General features: G+C 44.0%; 18 protein-coding genes. 15 read left to right on the top strand and 3 right to left on the bottom strand.

The window, feature by feature from the left end; translation table 11 throughout:
• The first annotated feature begins 271 nt into the window (after positions 1-271).
• The 5 genes from frc (M1E93_RS18915) (at position 272) to M1E93_RS18895 (ending at position 6187) form a co-directional block, all read left to right on the top strand.
• Positions 272-1522 carry a formyl-CoA transferase gene (gene frc / locus M1E93_RS18915; RefSeq protein ID WP_014657168.1) on the top strand — a complete coding sequence of 417 codons (1251 nt, stop codon included), beginning with the start codon at positions 272-274 and terminating at the stop codon, positions 1520-1522.
• A 70-nt stretch (positions 1523-1592) separates the two neighbouring features.
• Positions 1593-3296 (top strand): oxalyl-CoA decarboxylase, encoded by a 1704-nt coding sequence (gene oxc / locus M1E93_RS18910; protein ID WP_104873113.1) that lies wholly within the window; start codon positions 1593-1595, stop codon positions 3294-3296.
• Positions 3297-3404: 108 nt separating this feature from the next.
• Complete coding sequence (gene yfdV / locus M1E93_RS18905; protein ID WP_014657170.1) at positions 3405-4349, top strand: transporter YfdV; 945 nt, start codon at positions 3405-3407, stop codon at positions 4347-4349.
• 63 nt (positions 4350-4412) lie between these two features.
• Complete coding sequence (gene frc / locus M1E93_RS18900; RefSeq protein ID WP_042117085.1) at positions 4413-5669, top strand: formyl-CoA transferase; 1257 nt, start codon at positions 4413-4415, stop codon at positions 5667-5669.
• A 269-nt stretch (positions 5670-5938) separates the two neighbouring features.
• On the top strand, positions 5939-6187 hold the full coding sequence (locus tag M1E93_RS18895) for a nitrilase-related carbon-nitrogen hydrolase (RefSeq protein WP_061064540.1): 249 nt from the start codon (positions 5939-5941) through the stop codon (positions 6185-6187).
• Between the two features lie 30 nt (positions 6188-6217).
• On the opposite strand, the gene tnpA is transcribed toward M1E93_RS18895, so the two are convergent.
• Positions 6218-6643 carry an IS200/IS605 family transposase gene (gene tnpA, locus M1E93_RS18890; RefSeq protein WP_061064539.1) on the bottom strand — a complete coding sequence of 142 codons (426 nt, stop codon included), beginning with the start codon at positions 6641-6643 and terminating at the stop codon, positions 6218-6220.
• 56 nt (positions 6644-6699) lie between these two features.
• Between tnpA and M1E93_RS18885 the strand changes: the two genes are divergently transcribed.
• The 6 genes from M1E93_RS18885 to M1E93_RS18860 all read left to right on the top strand — a co-directional run bounded on the left by M1E93_RS18885 (position 6700) and on the right by M1E93_RS18860 (position 14608).
• On the top strand, positions 6700-7854 hold the full coding sequence (locus M1E93_RS18885; RefSeq protein ID WP_061064538.1) for an RNA-guided endonuclease InsQ/TnpB family protein: 1155 nt from the start codon (positions 6700-6702) through the stop codon (positions 7852-7854).
• 18 nt (positions 7855-7872) lie between these two features.
• Positions 7873-8328 (top strand): DUF1275 family protein, encoded by a 456-nt coding sequence (locus M1E93_RS18880; protein WP_104873114.1) that lies wholly within the window; start codon positions 7873-7875, stop codon positions 8326-8328.
• 315 nt (positions 8329-8643) lie between these two features.
• The gene (gene fdhE / locus M1E93_RS18875) at positions 8644-9579 is read left to right on the top strand and encodes a formate dehydrogenase accessory protein FdhE (protein WP_104873115.1); all 936 of its coding nucleotides are present in this window, start codon (positions 8644-8646) and stop codon (positions 9577-9579) included.
• Positions 9580-9601: 22 nt separating this feature from the next.
• Positions 9602-10993 carry an L-seryl-tRNA(Sec) selenium transferase gene (gene selA / locus M1E93_RS18870; RefSeq protein ID WP_104873116.1) on the top strand — a complete coding sequence of 464 codons (1392 nt, stop codon included), beginning with the start codon at positions 9602-9604 and terminating at the stop codon, positions 10991-10993.
• On the top strand, positions 10990-12858 hold the full coding sequence (selB, locus tag M1E93_RS18865) for a selenocysteine-specific translation elongation factor (RefSeq protein WP_004924165.1): 1869 nt from the start codon (positions 10990-10992) through the stop codon (positions 12856-12858). Before selA ends, selB begins: the two co-directional genes overlap by 4 nt.
• Before the next feature lie 91 nt (positions 12859-12949).
• On the top strand, positions 12950-14608 hold the full coding sequence (locus tag M1E93_RS18860; protein ID WP_104873117.1) for an LTA synthase family protein: 1659 nt from the start codon (positions 12950-12952) through the stop codon (positions 14606-14608).
• 52 nt (positions 14609-14660) lie between these two features.
• Here the strand turns inward: M1E93_RS18860 and M1E93_RS18855 are convergent, their stop codons facing one another.
• Both M1E93_RS18855 and M1E93_RS18850 read right to left on the bottom strand, forming a co-directional pair.
• Positions 14661-15089 carry a TOBE domain-containing protein gene (locus tag M1E93_RS18855; RefSeq protein ID WP_004924171.1) on the bottom strand — a complete coding sequence of 143 codons (429 nt, stop codon included), beginning with the start codon at positions 15087-15089 and terminating at the stop codon, positions 14661-14663.
• A 109-nt stretch (positions 15090-15198) separates the two neighbouring features.
• Positions 15199-15939 carry a GntR family transcriptional regulator gene (locus M1E93_RS18850; protein WP_426207052.1) on the bottom strand — a complete coding sequence of 247 codons (741 nt, stop codon included), beginning with the start codon at positions 15937-15939 and terminating at the stop codon, positions 15199-15201.
• 171 nt (positions 15940-16110) lie between these two features.
• Here M1E93_RS18850 and M1E93_RS18845 point away from each other — a divergent pair, with 171 nt between their 5' ends.
• From M1E93_RS18845 to M1E93_RS18830, 4 genes are all read left to right on the top strand, one after another.
• Positions 16111-17121, top strand: a complete 1011-nt coding sequence (locus M1E93_RS18845; protein WP_004924178.1) for an ADP-ribosylglycohydrolase family protein — start codon at positions 16111-16113, stop codon at positions 17119-17121.
• Between the two features lie 10 nt (positions 17122-17131).
• Positions 17132-18541 carry a purine-cytosine permease family protein gene (locus M1E93_RS18840; protein WP_004924182.1) on the top strand — a complete coding sequence of 470 codons (1410 nt, stop codon included), beginning with the start codon at positions 17132-17134 and terminating at the stop codon, positions 18539-18541.
• Positions 18542-18543: 2 nt separating this feature from the next.
• Positions 18544-19479 (top strand): PfkB family carbohydrate kinase, encoded by a 936-nt coding sequence (locus tag M1E93_RS18835; RefSeq protein ID WP_104873118.1) that lies wholly within the window; start codon positions 18544-18546, stop codon positions 19477-19479.
• Between the two features lie 132 nt (positions 19480-19611).
• Positions 19612-20613 carry an NAD-dependent epimerase gene (locus tag M1E93_RS18830; protein ID WP_004924190.1) on the top strand — a complete coding sequence of 334 codons (1002 nt, stop codon included), beginning with the start codon at positions 19612-19614 and terminating at the stop codon, positions 20611-20613.
• Positions 20614-20643 lie beyond the last annotated feature (30 nt).

Genomic DNA, 20643 nt, shown 5'->3' with positions numbered 1-20643 from the left:
TTATTTTGGTATATATAGATAGAGGTTTGTTCTATTATTGAAAGAATAGGGTATTAATAACTGTTAATCATTAATAGGAAAGGATAATTGAGCTATTAAAACACATTATTTCTGTCGTCTAGACATTAAGTGAAATATTTATTATAACGGTGTAAATCATTATTTATTAATAAAATCCATCTAAATAAAATCTTTATTTTTTGAAATGACTTTCACCACAGCTAAATAAATATTCAATTCCATTTACGACAGCTAAATAATGAGGTAATTCATGGATCTTCCTTTACAAGGTATCAAAGTACTCGATTTCACCGGTGTACAGTCAGGGCCATCTTGTACCCAAATGTTAGCGTGGTTTGGTGCTGACGTAATTAAAATTGAACGCCCAGGCGTCGGTGACGTGACGCGCAATCAGTTAAGAGATATTCCTGATGTCGATGCGCTTTATTTTACCATGCTCAACAGTAATAAACGTTCTGTTGAACTGAATACCAAAACGCCGGAAGGCAAAGAGGTCATGGAACGCCTGATTAAGCAGGCGGATGTATTAGTTGAAAACTTCCATCCGGGTGCTATCGACCATATGGGCTTTACTTGGGAACATATTCAAGAGCTAAATCCACGGTTAATCTTTGGCTCTATCAAGGGGTTCAATGAGAACTCCCCTTATGCAGATGTAAAAGCGTATGAAAACGTTGCGCAAGCTGCGGGTGGAGCGGCGTCAACCACAGGTTTTTGGGATGGCCCACCATTAGTCAGTGCAGCAGCACTAGGCGACAGCAATACGGGAATGCACTTATTAATTGGTCTACTAGCCGCCTTGTTACACCGTGAAAAAACCGGAAAAGGGCAACGCGTGACGATGTCGATGCAAGATGCCGTATTAAACCTTTGCCGTGTGAAGTTGCGCGACCAGCAGCGTTTAGAAAAAGTGGGCTATCTTGAAGAGTATCCTCAGTATCCAAACGGTAAATTCGGTGATGCCGTTCCTCGTGGGGGCAACGCTGGTGGCGGTGGCCAGCCGGGTTGGATCTTGAAGTGTAAAGGTTGGGAAACGGATCCAAACGCATACATCTATTTTACTATCCAAGAGCAAGATTGGGAGCAAACTTGTATTGCTATTGGCAAGCCAGAGTGGGCGAAAGACCCTGCCTACAGCACGCCACAAGCGCGCCAACCACATATCTTCGATATTTTTGCTGAAATTGAAAAATTCTTAGCCGATAAAGACAAACATGAAGCCGTTGAATATTTAAGCAAATATGGTGTGCCATGTGCGCCTGTATTGAGCATGCGTGAGATTGCTCGTGACCAATCATTACGCGATAGCGGCAGCATTGTTGAAGTTGAGCAACCAAAACGCGGGACTTATCTCACTGTTGGTTGTCCAATGAAGTTCTCATCATTCACCCCTGAGATAAAGAGTGCGCCACTGTTAGGTGAGCATACCGAGGAAGTGTTAACTGAATTAGGTTATAGCGCGGAGCAGATCGCCTCAATGCGCACCAATAAAGCCATTTAACGCGAATAAATGAGGGGGTCGCTGATAAGCCCCCTCCACACTTTCTTTTTACATATTTCATGAGGTGGACATGTCGACTGATCAAACCCAAAATTTGACTGATGGTATGCATATTATTGTTGATGCACTGAAAAAAAATGGCATTGACACAATTTATGGTGTTGTGGGGATCCCTGTGACGGATATGGCTAGGCATGCACAGGCTGAAGGTATTCGTTATATTGGTTTTCGTCATGAGCAATCTGCGGGTAATGCTGCGGCAATCAGCGGCTTTTTAACCCAAAAACCCGGTATCTGTTTAACGGTGTCTGCACCGGGGTTTCTAAATGGTATGGTGGCATTAGCGAATGCGACGACCAATGGCTTTCCAATGATACAAATCAGCGGCTCCAGTGATAGAGCAATTATCGACCTACAACAAGGCGATTATGAAGAGCTGGATCAAATGAATACCGCTAAGCCCTTTGTTAAAGCATCCTACCGAGTCAATAAACCGGAAGACCTGGGTATTGCTCTGGCTCGCGCAATTCGTGCTGCTGTTTCTGGTCGTCCTGGTGGCGTCTATCTTGACTTAACAACCGAAGTATTGGCTGCGGTGATGGACAAAGATGCTGCAGACAAAACAATCTTTACGGTTGAAGACCCTGCTCCACGCCAACTACCTGCGCCTGAAGCTGTTGATAAAGCACTTAAATTATTGGCATCGGCAAAGCGTCCGTTGATTATTTTAGGTAAAGGGGCAGCCTATGCCCAAGCGGATGAAAATATTCGTCAATTTATTGAAACAACAGGTATCCCTTACTTGCCTATGTCGATGGCAAAAGGGTTATTGCCAGATAATCACCCACAATCAGCCGCGTCAGCACGTTCCCATGCACTCTCTAATGCCGATGTCGTCGTATTAATGGGGGCACGCCTAAACTGGCTATTAGATCACGGAAAAGGCAAACACTGGTCGCCAGAGACGAAATTTATTCAATTAGATATTGAGCCATCTGAAATCGATAGCAATCGTCCAATAACAGCCCCTGTTGTCGGCGATATCTATTCAAGTGTTGCCGCACTACTTGAAGGGTTAAAAACCACACCAGTGAAGTCACCGAGCGATTGGATGGCTGGGATTGATGAGCATAAGAAAGCAAATAGCGAGAAGATGGCCGCTAAGCTGAATACCGATACATCACCGATGAACTATTTCAATGCATTGCGCGCAATTCGCGATGTGTTAGTCGACCATAAAGACGTTTATGTGGTGAATGAAGGGGCTAACACCCTCGATAATGCACGAAATATCATCGATATGTATGAACCTCGCAAACGTCTCGACTGTGGTACTTGGGGCGTAATGGGGGTTGGTATGGGTTATGCTATTGGTGCAGCGGTCACTAGCGGTAAGCCTGTCGTGGCGATTGAGGGAGATAGTGCGTTTGGTTTTAGTGGTATGGAAATTGAAACTATCTGCCGTTATCAACTGCCAGTCACCATTTTAATCTTTAACAATGGGGGAATTTACCGCGGCGATGGCGTCAATTTACATGGCGATAAGGACCCGTGCCCAACGGTATTAATGGCAGGCGCACGTTATGACAAGATGATCGAGGCTTTTGGCGGCATCGGTTATAACGCAACGACACCAGATGAAATTCAACAGGCGCTAAAAGCAGGTCTTGAGTCTGGTAAACCGACATTGATTAATGTGGTTATTGATCCAGCAGTAGGAACAGAAAGTGGTCATATTGGTAACTTAAATCCGAAATCTGTTGTGAAAAATTAGCGTTATTTCAATGAAATAAATATTTAAATGGTTTCTGTGCCACTTATTCTTTTAAGTGGCATAGGAACGCTTTTGCCCAAAATAGGTGAAAATCATATGGCTGATTTTATGTTTAAGATATTTATGAGCGATTTATTGCCCATAATTATCATTATGGTTCTGGGATACGCTAGCGGTAAACGCAACGTATTTACCAATGACCAAGCAAAAGCATTTAATAAACTGGTTTTAAACTATGCTTTGCCTGCCGCGTTATTTGTCTCCATTGTGCGTGCAAACCGTGAAATGATTTTTGCAGATACTAAGCTGACAATTATTTCGTTTGTCGTGCTATTGGTCTGTTTTTTCTTTTCTTTCTTTAGTTGTAAGTACATTTTTAAACATAGTCGTGGTGAAGCCGCGGTGTGTGCATTGATTGCTGGCTCTCCTACCATTGGCTTCCTTGGTTTTGCGGTTTTGGATCCTATCTATGGGCAAACCGTATCAACCGGTTTAGTTGTGGCGATTATTTCGATTATCGTGAATGCGATTACTATCCCAATTGGCTTATTCTTACTTAACCCTTCCAATGCTGATGGTAAAAAAGGCGGCGGCGGTATGGATGCTCTTATTTCGGCATTCAAAGAGCCTGTTGTCTGGTCACCAGTATTGGCGACAGTTTTGGTATTAATCGGGATTAAAATTCCTGATGTTTGGGACCCGACCTTTGACCTTATTGCCAAAGCTAACTCCGGTGTCGCGGTATTTGCAGCCGGCCTGACACTGGCCGCGAATAAATTCGAATTTGATGGTGAAATTATCTACAACACCTTACTCAAATTAATATTGATGCCGGGCTTATTATTGCTAGTTGGTATGACATTTAATATGAGCTCAGAGCAACTACAGATGATGGTATTAGCCGGCGCATTACCGCCTGCCTTCTCTGGAATTATTATCGCGAGCCGTTTTAACCTGTATACCCGTACGGGAACAGCATCCCTCGCAGTCAGTGTACTTGGTTTTATCATCGCAGCACCGTTGTGGATCTACGTTGCGCGTTTGGTTGCATAATAAATAGATGAAGGTGAGGCATCAAATAGATGCCTCGTATCCATCATACAATAAGGAGTGATTATGGCTTTTCCACTTCCACTTGAAGGCATTCGTGTTCTTGATTTTACAGGGGTACAGTCTGGCCCATCATGTACTCAGATGTTGGCTTGGTTCGGGGCAGATGTAATAAAAATTGAGCGACCGGGGATTGGGGATGTCACCCGTAACCAGCTTAGAGATATTCCTGATGTTGATGCATTGTATTTTACCATGCTCAATAGTAATAAGCGTTCGCTAGAGCTGAACACGAAAACCCCTGAAGGCAAAGAGGTGATGGAAAAGCTGATCCGCCAAGCAGATATTTTGGTTGAAAATTTCCATCCGGGAGCGATTGACCATATGGGGTTTACCTGGGAAGTCATTCAACAGCTAAACCCACGCCTGATTTTTGGCTCCATCAAAGGGTTCAATGAAAACTCCCCTTATGCGAATGTGAAAGCCTACGAAAACGTTGCGCAGGCCGCGGGGGGAGCCGCATCAACAACGGGTTTTCCTGATGGCCCACCGGTTGTGAGTTCAGCGGCACTAGGCGATAGCAATACTGGTATGCACCTATTAATTGGTTTATTAGCAGCATTACTGCAACGCGAGAAAACGGGGAAAGGGCAACGTGTCACTATGTCGATGCAAGATGCCGTGCTTAACCTATGCCGCGTTAAATTGCGTGACCAGCAACGTCTCGAAAAACTCGGTTTTTTAGAAGAGTATCCTCAATATCCAAATGGTTCATTTGGTGATGCAGTACCGCGTGGCGGTAATGCCAGCGGTGGAGGGCAACCGGGAACGATGTTGCGATGTAAAGGGAGTGATCATGACCCGAATGCCTATATCTATTTTATCAATCAAGATCACAACTGGGCCAATACCTGTGATGCATTAGGTAAACCTGAGTGGAAAACCGATCCTGCCTTTGCAACCACAGAAGCACGGGTCAGCCATATCCAAGATGTTTGGGATGCTATTGAAGAGATTGCTAAAGACAAAGATAAACATGAGCTAACAGATTACTTTGACCAGTTCGGCGTACCTTGCTCGGCGGTTTTGAGTATGAAAGAGATTATGTATGACCCATCTTTGCGTGACAGTGGCTCTATTGTTGAAGTAGAACAACCATTGAGAGGCCATTATTTGACGGTGGGTTGCCCAATGAAATTTTCAGCTTTTACGCCTGAAATAAAAAGTGCACCACTTTTAGGTGAACATAATAGCGAAATTTTAAAAGAGTTAGGCTATAGCGAACAACAAATAGCTGAAATGAAAACGAAAAAAGTTATTTAAATTATCCAGCCCAATTAATTTTATTATTTAAATAAATTAATTGGGCTACGGCTAAATAATAGAGATTAATGATATCGAAATAAGAGTGCTACGCATTAATTAAATAAACGTAATAAATCAATTAAGAAGTTTGTTACCTCATCATTATTGATGAGTCGGCTTCACTCATCAATTTTTTGAATATTCGTTATTTGTTGGTTTAGCCAATAGTTGGGCTGCTTTATATGACTTCTGACAATAACGGTGGTTATTAAATAAGGACGAATAGCATGAACCATTTAACAGTGAAGAAAAGCAGTAAAGTTGCTGCTGTTGATTTTGTTCCCGCTTGGGGCGACTTAGAGGGGAATATTCGCCGTCTCGCGGAAGCAGCGGAAAAAGTGGCGGCACAAGGCGTTGATTATGCAGTATTCCCCGAAACGGCAGTAAGTGGTTATTTATTTTCTGATTCAGCAGAATTAGCACCTTATTTAGCAAAATCCGCCGTAAACCCTCGCCCAATGCGGGCGGGGATATAAGGCGAAAAGCCCGCTGGGCTTTAAGGCAGGCTACTCCGGCGTATTCTGACTGAGCACATACGCTTTGAGCGTTTCTATCGTGGCACCACCTGCACTACAGGCAAAGTATGAGCGAGACCACAGCAGCCCAGTTTTGCTCTGCATCCGCAAGTGGGTATTTTGCTGACGGAGCAGGCGCGACGATACCGATTTTAAATTATTGACCATCACGCTGACAGCTAGCTTTGGCGGATACGCTATCAGCAGGTGGACATGATCTCGTTCGCCATCCATCTCGATAATTTCGCACTCCAACTTTGCCGCAGCCGAACCAAAAGCTTCACGTAACTGAGCGATCATCTGCCCGTCAAACAGCTTACGGCGGTATTTTGTCGTAAAGATTAAATGCACAACCAGCTTACTTACACTATGCCGTTTACGAAGAAAGCCTTCGAGAGATTCGTGTTGATTACTCAATTGAATTTTTCACTTAACGTGTTAAAATAAATGAAGTATATCAATGAGCGCTGAATATGTTAAGAGCTACAAAAGTACGCATATATCCGACACCAGAACAAGCTGAGTATCTCAATGCCCAGTTCGGTGCAGTTCGTTTCGTGTACAACAAAGCTCTGAACATTAAAAAGCAGGCTTACCAGCGTCACGGCGTAAATTTAAACCCACGTAAAGACCTCAAGCCACTGCTTGCAGTAGCGAAGCGATCACGCAAATATGCCTGGTTGAAGGAATATGATTCGATCGCGTTGCAGCAGGCGGTGATCAATCTGGATATCGCTTTTTCCAACTTTTTCAATCCGAAGCTAAAAGCCCGTTTCCCGTCGTTCAAACGCAAACATGGAAAACAATCGAGCTATCACTGCGTTGGGGTGAAAGTGCTGGATGGAGCAGTCAAAATCCCGAAAATTCCGGCGATTAAAACACGGTTGCATCGTGAAATTACCGGCACGTTGAAAAGCATCACATTGAGCCGCAGTGCAACGGGGAAATACTATGCCTCGCTACTATGTGATGACGGGATGGAAGAGCCATCAAAGCCAACGTTGATATCAAATATCACAGGTCTGGATATGGGGCTGACGCATTTTGCCATAAAATCTGATGGCGCTAAGGTTGCTAATCCCCGACACCTTATCAACGCCAGCCGGAATTTACGGCGCAAACAGAAAGCCTTATCACGTAAGAAAAAAGGTAGTGCAAATCGCAGGAAAGCCCGCATACAGGTTGCGGGTGTCCATGAGCGGGTAGCTAATGCCCGCGCTGATTTTCAACACAAACTCTCTCGCGCAATTGTTGACGAAAGCCAAGCGGTAATTGTAGAGACGCTGAAATCGGCAAATATGATGAAGAACCACCATCTGGCACGAGCGATAGGCGATGCCGGATGGAGCGGATTTATCTCAAAACTGGAATACAAAGCAGCAGAGAAAGGTGTTCATGTGGTGAAACTGGAACAATGGTTCGCCAGTTCGAAAACCTGTCATTGCTGTGGTTACAAAATGCCGGAAATGCCGTTGAACAGGCGTATCTGGCAATGTCCCGAATGCGAAGTTGAACATGACCGCGATATCAATGCGGCGATCAATATACGGCAAAAGGGCATGCTGGAATTATGTGCGGCGGGACTCGTCGTGCCTGCCCATGGAGGCCAGCGTAAATCCGTCATATAGACGGTTGCGGCCAACGAAGTGGGAAGCCTCGCCCGAAAGGGCGGGGAGCAGTCACAAATCATACTGCTGTTACTGCTCATTGCTTATATTTACTTTTTTAAAGTGGAGGCAAGTGGTTTCCACGCGGTATGGGCGCTATCGTTTATTGCGGGTATGCAAGGTAATGCGTTCCATAAAATTAATGGCATGTTATATGGCAATATTGCTGTGACACTTAACGTACAATTAGGTTTTAGCTCATTAGCAGAATCCGTGGCATTTAAAGGGCAAGAGCGCAAAGAGGCGTTATACAAAAGTTATTGCTACTTTTTAACCTTATTTGGCTTTGCTGGTGGTGCTTTTATGATGGCAATGTTAGCTGACTATGCGAGAGAGTACGCATTATTAATTACCCTAATCCCATTATGTTTGATTTTTACCATGGGGCGACATTTCGCAAAAGAAGACAGTAGCTTACCTATTGATTCAAATTAGTCTGAGTCCGTTTAACAAATATAACGCGATATGGGTGATATTCAGGCGTAGTGAAATCACCCATTATCTTTAATATCATCATTTCCTTCCCCACATCACCTCATCTAAAGAAACGGTATAAAGATTGCTTCGCTCTGATATAAAAAGCTGGCGATACGCACGATACAAAGGGAACAAGGTGGCTACTGAGCGACTTTTGTTTTATCCTGAGCGATAGATAACAGCAATTTCCGCTGATAAGCATACAATACGATAGATAGCTCTAGGGAAATCCCCTAGAGCTATCATTTTAAAAATTTGAAAGAGAGCAATGCGATGGGTATTCGTATCGTCCCTAAAGAAGAATTAGGGCAAGAAAGACTAAAAGAAAAAGGTATTGGTTTTATCCCGCCTGTCCTATTCCCGAATTTAAAAAATCTGTATCAACGACGCGCAGAAAGATTAAAAGCACTGGGTGTGGATGAACATCCTTTTGCAGATTATCTTAATTTTGCAGCGGAAGTGGCAACAGCACAAAACAATGCGCAGCATGATAATCCTTTAGAAATGGATATGAATGCGGTATTAGAGCGCGCAACGGCGACCAATAATCCGCCTCTTGAGGCGAAAACATTCCCACGTATAGCCCATTGGCATAAGTTATTAAATGCGATTATTGCTGAATTATTACCAGTGGTTCCAGAGTCAGTACGCCCTGCATTAGAGAATCTCGATAAGGCGTCTGAAAATGAGCTTGAAGAGATGGCGACTGCGCTACTTAACGAGCAATTTGAGAAGGTTCCCGCTGATAAATCCATGTTTATTTGGGCGGCACTGTCTGTGTATTGGGCACAAATGGCAGCACAAATTCCCGGAAAAGCGCGCGCTGAACATGGTGATCATCGCCACTTCTGCCCCGTTTGTAACAGCATGCCTGTGTCTAGCATTGTACAAATTGGCACAACGCAAGGCCTACGCTATTTGCACTGTAACCTGTGTGAAACAGAATGGCATATGGTACGTGTCAAATGCAGTAACTGTGAACAAACTCGCGATCTCCACTATTGGTCTCTTGATGATGAAAATGCTGCGGTAAAAGCAGAAAGTTGTGGTGACTGCGGTAGTTATCTCAAAATTCTTTATCAAGAAAAAGATGCGAAAGTCGAAGCCGTTGCTGATGATCTGGCGTCTATCATCCTAGATGCTCGGATGGAAGAAGAGGGCTTTGCCCGTAGTAGCCTTAACCCATTTTTATTTCCCGGTGAAAAATAGTCACTAAAAGAGAGTAATCACGATGGTAGACTCCACCGCCGAACTATACCGCCAGCTTCCTGCTGTTGATAAACTCCTCCAACTTGACGAGGTGCAAACCCTCGTCATCGAGTCAGGACACCACTGGGTAACCGAGCAGTTGCGAGAGATGCAACAGCAAGCTCGCGAGTATATCCGACAACATAGTCAGTTGCCCGCTTGGCATCCTGATTGGGTTGCTGAGTTGGTTAGGCGCCATGGTGCTTTACAAGAAAGCGCATTAAAACCCGTGTTTAACCTGACGGGAACGGTGCTGCACACCAACCTTGGTCGCGCGGTGATGGCCTCTTCAGCGATTGCTGCCGTTAATAAGGTGATGAGCTCACCTGTGACTTTGGAATACTCTCTTGATGGCGCGACGCGAGGGCATCGTGATCGCGCTTTGGCTGAATTGCTATGCCAACTCACGGGCGCCGAAGATGCTTGCATTGTGAATAATAATGCTGCTGCCGTATTATTGCTTTTGGCGACGGTGGCTCAAGGCAAGCAAGTTATTGTTTCACGTGGCGAATTAGTTGAAATAGGCGGTGCTTTCCGAGTACCGGACGTGATGGCACAAGCAGGTTGCCAATTAGTCGAAGTAGGAACAACAAATCGTACTCACCTGCGTGATTATGCGGGCGCTATTAATGAGCAAACCGCGTTATTGATGAAGGTGCACACCAGCAACTACAGTATTGAAGGGTTTACCGCGGAAGTTGAAGGCGCTGAATTGGCGGAATTAGGTCAACAGCATCAGTTGCCGACCGCAATTGATTTAGGCAGCGGATCAATGATCGATATGACCGCCTATGGACTACCTGCCGAGCCAATGCCGCAAACGTACCTTGCTCAAGGGATTGACCTTGTTTCTATTTCTGGGGATAAGCTACTGGGAGGGCCGCAAGCAGGGATTATTCTCGGGAAGAAAAAGTGGATTGAAGCCATTCAAAAGCACCCGCTTAAGCGTGCCTTACGTGCTGATAAAATGACGTTAGCCGCATTAGAGGCCACATTAAAACTCTATTTAACGCCCGAAAAACTGGTCACGGAGCTTCCAACACTACGCTGGTTAACACGTAGTGCCGATGAAATCAAAGCGCGAGCTGAACGTTTGATCGTTCCATTACAAGCCTTCTATGGCGATAAATTTGTCGTAGAAATGGAGCCTTGTTTATCCCAAATTGGTAGCGGCTCATTACCGATTGATAGGCTACCGAGTTATGCCGTGACGTTTACGCCATTTGATGGGCGGGGCAATACGTTGGCCTTACTGACGGCACGTTGGCGTCACACCGACCAACCAGTAATTGGTCGATTAAAAGATGGCAAATTATGGCTAGATCTCCGTTGCTTAGATGATGAACATGGATTATTGCAGGTATTGTTGTCATGATTTTTGCTACTGCTGGCCATGTTGACCATGGTAAAACATCGCTAATTCAATCAGTCACTGGGGTGAATACGGCGCATTTACCCGAAGAAAAAAAACGGGGTATGACCATCGACCTCGGCTATGCTTATTGGCCTCAACAAGATGGTAGTTCAATCGGTTTTATCGATGTTCCCGGACATGAAAAATTTTTAGGGAATATGTTAGCGGGGGTCTGCGGGATCAATCATGCCTTGCTGGTGGTTGCTTGTGATGATGGGGTCATGGCGCAAACGCGAGAGCACTTAGCGATTTTACGTTTAGCTGGTTGCCAAAATATAACAGCCATTTTGACGAAAGCAGATAAAGTTGATGCAGAGCGAATTGCACACATTTCTTTGCAAGTGAAAAATGAGCTACAGCACCAAGGTTGGCCTGACGCTGCGATATTTGTGACCTCGGCCAACGATGGACGCGGAATTGCGGAATTACAGGCTTACTTACAACAATTACACCAGCAAAGAGCCGATCACCAAAATCGTCAACAACGTTTTCGTTTAGCGATTGACCGTGTATTCCATGTCAAAGGGGCCGGTATTGTTGTCACAGGCACGGCCTTAGCAGGGCAAGTGCAGCTTGGTGATACTTTATGGTTAACGGGCGCTGACACCACTGTTCGTATTCGGGGGATCCACCGCCAAAATCAGCCAGCAGAGCTAGCTCAAGCGGGTGACCGGGTTGCACTCAATTTAGCAGGAGATATTGATAAAGCGGCTATTACACGTGGTGATTGGCTGCTATCAGAGAAGCCTTTCGCTGCGGCAACAAGAGTGATTGTTGAATTAGAGTGTGATTCGGTGATTAAACATTGGCAGCCGGTCCATTTATACCATGGTGCGAGCCATATTACAGGTCGAGTTTCATTATTAACCGAATTTGGCTCGACGCCCTTACTCGCGGAACTCATTCTCGATACACCGTTGTGGTTTGTGGATAATGACCGCCTCATCATTCGTGATATTAGTGCGCGAGAAACACTGGCGTCAGCAAGAGTGATCCGGCTTACCTCTCCACGTCGAGGTAAGAGATTACCTGAATTCATTGAATGGTTAACTCGCCTCTGTATGACAAATGATGAACTTACCCATCTGAAATTACAGTTACCTAATGGTGAGTTAGATTTAAAGCGTTATAGTTGGGCTCGTCAATTAACCCCGCCCGCCCTTGAACAGCTATTATCACAGGTTGAACTCGTTCGCGTAGGAGATTTGGCTCTTTCTGCTTTTAAAGCCCAAGTGGCGAAAGAACGGCTCGTTCAAACATTAGAAGATTTCCATGAGGTGCACAGTGACCAAATTGGGGTTGGGAAAGCGCGCTTAAAACGCATGGCATTACCGACAGTAAGTGAATCATTAGTTTTTAAATTAATTAATGAGTTGATTGCTGATGAGCGTATTAAACAGACCCGTGGTTGGCTACACATGCCACAACATGGGTTAGTCTTTGATACGGAACAACAACAAATTTGGCAACAAATAGCGCCTTTATTCCCTCGAGCCGAGGCATGGTGGGTCCGTGATCTGGCTAAAGAAATCAATCATGATGAAGACGCTGTCCGACGTGCGATGAAAAAAGCGGCACAAATGGGGCTAGTGACGGCGATTATCCGTGACCGCTACTACAGTAGTGATCAAATAAAGCAATTTGCCGAGCTTATTTTGCGTTACTGTACGCATAAAGGAGAAATAGGCGCCGCTGATTTTCGCAATGAATTAGGGATTGGTCGGAAATTGGCGATTCAAATTCTTGAATTTTTCGATAGAAGTGGCTTCACTAGACGCAAAGGCGATGGGCACTTTTTACGAGATAAAGGCATTTTTGTTGAATAGATTTATCGTCTAAATTAGTTAAAATAGCCAGTCTGTGGCGGCCTTTATCTGTTGGAGGTCGTCGATACTTACATATTTTGTGGTAAACCCGATGAAGAAAAGAGTATTTTCCGCCGTTTATCTAACACTGATATTCATTGCTTCCCTTTTCCTAGTCTTCGAGAAAACGAGTGTGATTTACCCCGGATTGATCTCGGTAAGTGTTTATGCCGTTATCTTTGGGGTGCTCTATCTTGTCTCAGCTAGATGGTTATTTTCTGCCGTTGTTACCAGTACGCTGTTTATTATTATTAAATTCCTTAACCAACTCAAAGTTCACTATTATAAAGAGCAATTATTTTATTCCGATATTAATATCATGACGGATACGTCAAATATGGGAACCTTGGGGCATTATTGGTTAGCTGGCGTTGCATTGATCGGATTATTGATTTTGTTAATCATTAATGCAGTGCTTAGTTGGCGTCTATTACGCCCAACGAAAACATTTTCTTGGCGATTAATTGGCATATTACTTGGCGTTGGTGGCTATTTTGGCGCGAGCTTTGCGGCCTCCCATTATTACAACCAATGGACGGAGACCTTACCTAAAGGTAGAGGAACCGTTACCAACTTGGTTATGTCGGCGAAAAATTCAAATTACCATTCCCCCCAAATTAAATGTTCATCTGATTATTTTATACAAAAAGCGGCAACGGTATCATTACCCGCATCTGATATAACAGAAAAACCGGATATCTTATTGTTATTACAAGAGTCCACTGTTAATCCAAGCATCTATAAATTACCAGACGGCACTAAACTACCCGATTTATTTATGTTTCAACAGGATAACGAGTTGATCGCGCATAGCCATATGCGAGTGCAAACTTTCGGGGGAGGAACTTGGTTGTCTGAATTTGCCGCTTTAACAGGGCTAAACAGTGATGACTTTGGCTCGCAAAAAAGTGGTGTCTTTTACTTTATTGTCGACCATCTAAATAACAGTTTGTTTAAAGAGATGAAGGCAAATGGTTATTATACCGTCGTTCTGACACCATTTAACCGTGGTGCTTACCATTCAGGCCATGCTTATCAAACATTAGGTGTCGATAGAATTATTCAGCCTCAAGAGTTGGGTTACCCAGGAAAATTACAAGATAACTTATGGACGATCAGCACTGAAGATATGCTGAAATATGTCAAAGAAATCTTAGCAAAAGAGACTGATAAACCAGTATTTATTTTCTCGTTAACCATGTATGAGCATGGCCCTTATAAAGAGAGCCATCATGATGATTATGGCTTAAAAGGGAAGGTAAAAAATGCAGACTCCGTTGGTGAATTTAGCCATTATATGGAAAAAATCGTCGCGTCTGATAACGCGATACGCGATTTTGTAGAATTTATGGCGAAGCGCAAACGTCCATTAATGTTTTTATATTTTGGTGACCACCAGCCGGGGATCAGCTTAAATCAATATCAATCTGAATTTTCTAACCCCGCCTTTATCACACAATTTACGTTACGTGATAATTTGAAATCGGGTAATCAGATTAAAACGGGTCCGTTAACCGATATTGCCTTCCTTGGAGGGATAATATTAGAGCGCGCAAATTTACATGTTTCCCCGTTCTATGAAGCGAATATTAAGATGCGTCATTTGTGTGATGGCAAGTTAGATGACTGTGAAGATAAAAAATTATTAGAGAGTTATCACCACTACATCTATCACACATTACAGGCGGCGAATAAAAACGTCGAGGAATAAGGGGTAGGAAAATAGCGGGGCTGTGCTCCGCTATTTTTTATCTCCGCTGCAATCACTGGCGAGTCGCGAGGATCACACTAGAGGCTTTCACTAAGGCGATGATATCGACCCCTTTAGTGAGCGCCATCTCTTTTAGACTTTCATTGGTGATCACGGCGGTTAGCTCAACACCTTTATCGGTGACGAGGAGAACGGTACTGTTGACGGCGCCTTCAATAATATTGCTGATTTTACCGTTGAATTGATTACGGGCTGAAAATTGCAAACCACAGTCCGGTGTGGCGAGTACCACCCAAGGGGCCTTAATAATAGCGACCGCCTCTTTGCCTACCTCTAACCCCAAGGTTTTGCAGCTTTCACAGGTAATGACGGTGGTAAGTTGTTCTCCGTTGCCTAAACTGAGCACCACTTCGTTGTTAACTGCACCTTCTTTAATTTCACTAACTGTACCGATTAATTGGTTACGAGCAGAAACCTGCATGATTTATCCCCTCTCTTTAATAGTAAAAACGACTATTAATTAGAATAAAGGTAAATGTTTAAGTAATCTAAATTATCAATCGTGTTCGTGGATAAGATCACGCCAAGCGTTATGGTGAATTAAACTCCAACTCATAGATATCCCCACGGCAGATGATTTCACTGTACTCAATGATCACGCCACCTTGCAGGGTGCTAGTTTGTTTCACCTGTAATAATAGAGCCCCTACCGTTGTGTTTAACCAATTTGCATACTCTTCATTGCAACTGATCGCTTTCACTTTATGTTGCACATGATTGAAAGTAATACCTTGGCTCCCCCATAGGGCATAGAGAGAGTCGGTCAGTTTTTCCGGTTCAGGAAGATATTGAGCAGGAATATAGTTATTTTCAAAAGAAACAGGCTGACCATTTGCGATACGGATACGCCTTAATTGCGCGATTTGGCTACCAACAGCTAAACCTAATTTTGCGGCAATATCAGCCGTTGCTTCGGTGAGTGTGCGCAATAACCACTGTGTGGTGACTGTACCACCTGCTTTAATCACTTGAGAGGTAAAACCACTTTCATGTGATAACGAGTAACCTAGATATTTTGCGACTTGAGTACCAACCCCTTGCTGCCGAACAACGGCTCCCTTTTTTTCAAGAGATTGCATTGCTTTACTGATTGTCACTCGAGAAAGATTTAACTGTTGTGCAAGATAGCGCTCTGCTGGAAGATAATCGCCTGCATCCACAATTTTGTGCTCAATCGCGGATTCAATCGCTTGTTGCAATTGGCGATACAGAGGCATTGTGGAATTCACATCTAGTTGATTCTTAATCCATTCAAGAAAGCGTACTTGCATTGTATTTTTCCATAAAACTTTCAACAAATTAAGTTTATAACAGAGTTCAGGATATGCATAATATCATCGATTGGACTTACATTGGCATTATTTTTTAACTGATTGGACTGGTATTGGACTTAATTGCTGCTAATATAATTAGTGTTGTTAAGGAAAGTACTGGGAGTAAAAATGGGCCTGAAACCCAACATTGAAGCGGCGATACTTGGATGCTTATATGGTCAGGCTACAGGGGATGCCATGGGCATGCCTTCTGAACTATGGCGCCAAGACAAAGTTCAACAATTTTTCGGCTGGATAGATCACTTTTTACCAGGGCCAGACGAAAATATTGCCGCGATTGGGTTTCGTGCTGGTGAAGTGACGGATGACACTCATCAAGCAATTGCGTTAATGGATGCGATTATCGCTTGTCATGGTCAGGTAGAGCCGAAGGTGGTTGCACAAAATATTTTAGCGTGGGCAGACCGCATTAATGCCTTTGATAAAAATATTTTTGGACCAACATCCAAGCAATCTCTATTAGCTATTCAAGCAGGCGTTCCAATTAACGATATTGTGTCAAATGGTGTCACCAATGGTGCGGCAATGCGGATAGCCCCTGTAGGGTGCATTGCTTCAACTGCTGATCGCAATCAATTTATAAAAACCGTTGAAGCGGCTTGTATCCCGACACATAAGTCGGACATTGCGATTGCAGGTGCCTGTGTCATTGCTTGGGCAATTAGCCGAGCTATCGAGCAAACTCCATGGCCTCAAATAAAACAAGAACTTCCACTACTCGCCGATGAGGTGCAACAGTTATATGCCTCAACGTTTAGTCCATCTTTAGGCCAACGAATTTTATTGGCCTTTAAGAAGGCTAGTGAGTTGCAAACATGCTCTCCTCAAACAACACTTAAAGAGCTGTACGATTTTATCGGAGCCGGTATGGACACGATAGAGTCTATTCCCTGCGCTCTGGCCATAGTTGACCTAACAAATGGTGATCCTGTCATGTGTGCGAAATATTGTGCCAACCTGGGGGGAGACACGGACACCATTGGTGCTATGGCCGGAGCGATTTCGGGAGCTTTGTCAGGTATTCAATCTTTTCCTGAAGAATGGATTGCAATGATTAACAATTCTAATAATATAGATTTTTATCCCTACGCAAAAATACTCAGCGCCTTACGTCATTAAGGAGAGTTGAATGAGTGCACTACCTGACGCTGCACAAAAAAATGAAGCATGGAAAATCGAAAATACAGGTATTGATATCGTACCTGAGCATGAGCGAACAGCCACTCCTCTTGAGTTATTTTGGATCTGGTCTGCCGCGAATATCGGGATCCTCGGTATTGTTTATGGCGGAATTATTGTTTCTTTTCGTCTCTCTTTCGTGCAATCGCTGCTCGCGGCGATTATCGGTATAGCCAGCTTCGCATTAGTTGGTTACATCAGTTTATCAGGCCAAAAAGGCCGCACCTCTACACTAACACTCTCGCGAACCATTTTCGGCAAAACAGGGAATATAGCCCCGACATTTTTCAGTTGGGTCACTTTGATGGGATGGGAAGCCATCAACATGATCACTGGGACACTGACATTAAAAGCGCTTTTTCAGGTGCTTGGATTTAGTGATTCAGTGACATTAACCGTTGTCTGTATGGTGTTATTTGGTGGTTTAGCTATCACTATTAGCCTACTCGGGCAAGCAACGGTTGTGGTTATGCAAAGCTGGATCACGCGTATCTTTGGCACCATGACTTTGATTGCCGCGCTGTATATTATTTGGCATACAGATTGGCAGGCAGTGTTATCCATGCCTTCTGGTAGCTGGCTAACGGGCTTTTTACCTGCTGTCTCAATTATTGCGGCAGGAACAGGTATTGGCTGGGGGATTGCAGGAGCAGATTACAGCCGTTATCAAAGCGAACGGTCATCAAAATCATCTATTTTTAATGCCGTCACATTTGGAGCGATGCTACCGCTATTTATTCTGTTATTTACAGGGATTTTGCTGTCGGCACGCTTGCCGGAATTAGCTTCCGCTGAAAACCCGATTGCGTTAATTGGTGCAGAGCTGCCAAGTTGGATGTCTATCCCTTATTTATTAACGGCAACCGCGGGTATTATTACTATTGCGGTACTAAGCCTCTATTCTGCGAGTCTCAACTTACTGACGATTGGCATAAAAATTCGCCAAGTTTATGCGGTCGCAATAGATGCTATTTTAGTCATGGGTGTGGCGATTTATATCCTATTTATTTCAGGCGAATTTATTAATTCATTTATTGCTTTCTTACTATTTTGTGGCGTGTTCTTAGCCTCATGGGAAGCGGTATTTATGTTGGATTATGCCGTATTGCGTAGTCGCCAAGGTTATAAGTTTGAGCAACTGTTTGGTCAGTCGAACGCAGGAATTCGTTGGATACCGCTGCTGTGCTGGCTGTTAGGTGCGCTGGCTGGTTTGTTAGTCAGTGATAATGAGTTTATTAAAGGGCCTTGGGCAACAGGGATTTTTGAAGGCTCTAGTTTATCCATTCTTCTTTCATTTGTATTAAGCTTTTTGCTTTACGGCTTATACTTGATGTTTAGTCATTCAGCGGAGAAAGATTAATCATGCGTACCGTTGCCGTGATAGGGGCTGCTGCTGGTGATTGCGTTTTAAGCGTCGCGAGAATGCCACGTAGTGGTGAAGATATTGCAGCCCACGATCACGGCTGGCAAATCGGTGGCTGTGCATTTAATGTTCTTCGTGCTTTAGCTCGTCTACAACTCCCTATAATTAATGGTATTCGTGTGGGTAATGGCCAATGGGGACAGCGAGTTCGCCAAGCGCTATCAGAGCTTGGTGTGTCACCTTTTTTCGTTAGCGAAACCCAAGATAATGGTTGGTGCTTTGCATTAACAGAGCCTAACGGCGAAAGGACGTTTATTTCTATCGCGGGTTGTGAAGAAGAGTGGAATAGGGAGGAGCTACAAACTCTCGCTTTACCGAACGACAGTATTATCTATGCGAGCGGCTACGAACTAGGCTGCTTGCAAGGGGAAGCGTTACAACAATGGTTGCTGAATGACTGCCCAACACAAACCCTCGTTTTAGATTTAGGGCCAAGACTTGCAGTGCTTCCTCAGAATTTCTTACAGCAATTACCCGCCAATAGAACCCTTTTAACGGTCAACCGTGATGAGGCGCGTTTCCTCTGTGGTGAAGGTGACCTTGTAAGGTTGTCAGCGGAGTATGCGTATCGTCGTGGTATTACGCTGATTGTTCGCTTGGATAGCCAAGGTGCTTGGCTATGTCAGCCGAATCAACAGCCACTGTTCGTGCCTGCATACCAAGTTGCCGTTGTGGATACGATTGGTGCTGGGGATGCACATACCGCAGGAGTATTGGCGGGATTATCCCAAGGCTGGTCATTACGCGATTGTGTTGACTTTGGTAACCAAGTTGCTGCCATCGTTGTCAGTAAGCAAGGCCCCGCGGGTGCACCGACATTAAGTGAAATTAATCAATCTGCACTATCACAAGCCATACCAGAAACTTTCGAATAGCTCACTGAGAGCATTATTTTATTTCTTTAGAAATAAAACCATTGTTACATTTACAGGTCTTAACTCTAAATGGATATTGAATGCGGCTTATATTGAGTCGTGAGAATGGTTTAATACTAAAAGATAATTAACATGAAATATTTAGTTACTGGTAGTGCAGGTTTTATCGGTTTTAGACTATGTCAGCGTTTATTAGATAGTGGTCATGAGGTTGTTGGGATCGACAACATGAATGCTTATTACGATCAGGGTCTGAAACAGTCTCGTCTACATATTCTTGAGCAATACCCTCATTTTCGTTTTATTCCACTTGATATTACCGACCGTGAAAAAGTCGTGGTGTTGTGTACCCAAGAAGATTTTGACCGTGTGATCCATCTTGCTGCTCAAGCAGGAGTTCGCTATTCATTGCAAAATCCATTTGCTTATGCAGATAGTAACCTTTCCGGTCATTTGGCTATCTTGGAAGGGTGCCGACAGGCAAACGTCAAACACCTTGTGTATGCGTCTTCTAGCTCTGTGTATGGCATGAGTGAGCAAACTCCATTTAGTACCGATATGCCGACCGACCACCCAGTCTCCTTGTATGCGGCAACTAAAAAAGCCAATGAATTGATGGCACACTCCTATTCACATCTCTATCAGTTGCCAACCACCGGTCTGCGTTTCTTTACGGTTTATGGTCCGTGGGGGCGTCCGGATATGGCCTTATTCAAATTTACTAAGGCAATTTTGGCGGGCGAGCCTATCGATGTTTATAATAACGGCAATCTCAGCCGTGATTTCACTTTTATTGATGATATCGTGGAAGGGGTTATCCGTATTTCCGATATAATCCCACAAGCAGACCCAGAAAATGGTTCTCTTTCACCTGCACAAAGTCGTGCGCCATACCGTTTATACAATATCGGTAATGGTCAGCCTGTGAAGTTAACTGACTTTATTACTGCACTTGAAAAATCACTGGGCAAAAAGGCAATCAAAAACTTTTTACCGATGCAGGCTGGGGATGTGTATACCACATGGGCCGATACCGAAGACTTATTTAAGGTTACGGGATACCGCCCACAAGTTTCGATAGAGCAAGGGGTGCAGGCGTTTGTTGACTGGTATCAGTCATACTATCACCTGTAATTTGTCGCTGATGAAGGATCCCTTGTCATA

The organism is Providencia sp. PROV272, assembly GCF_049901975.1.
GTDB lineage: Bacteria > Pseudomonadota > Gammaproteobacteria > Enterobacterales > Enterobacteriaceae > Providencia > Providencia stuartii.
This window is presented reverse-complemented; position numbering and strand designations above follow the sequence as displayed.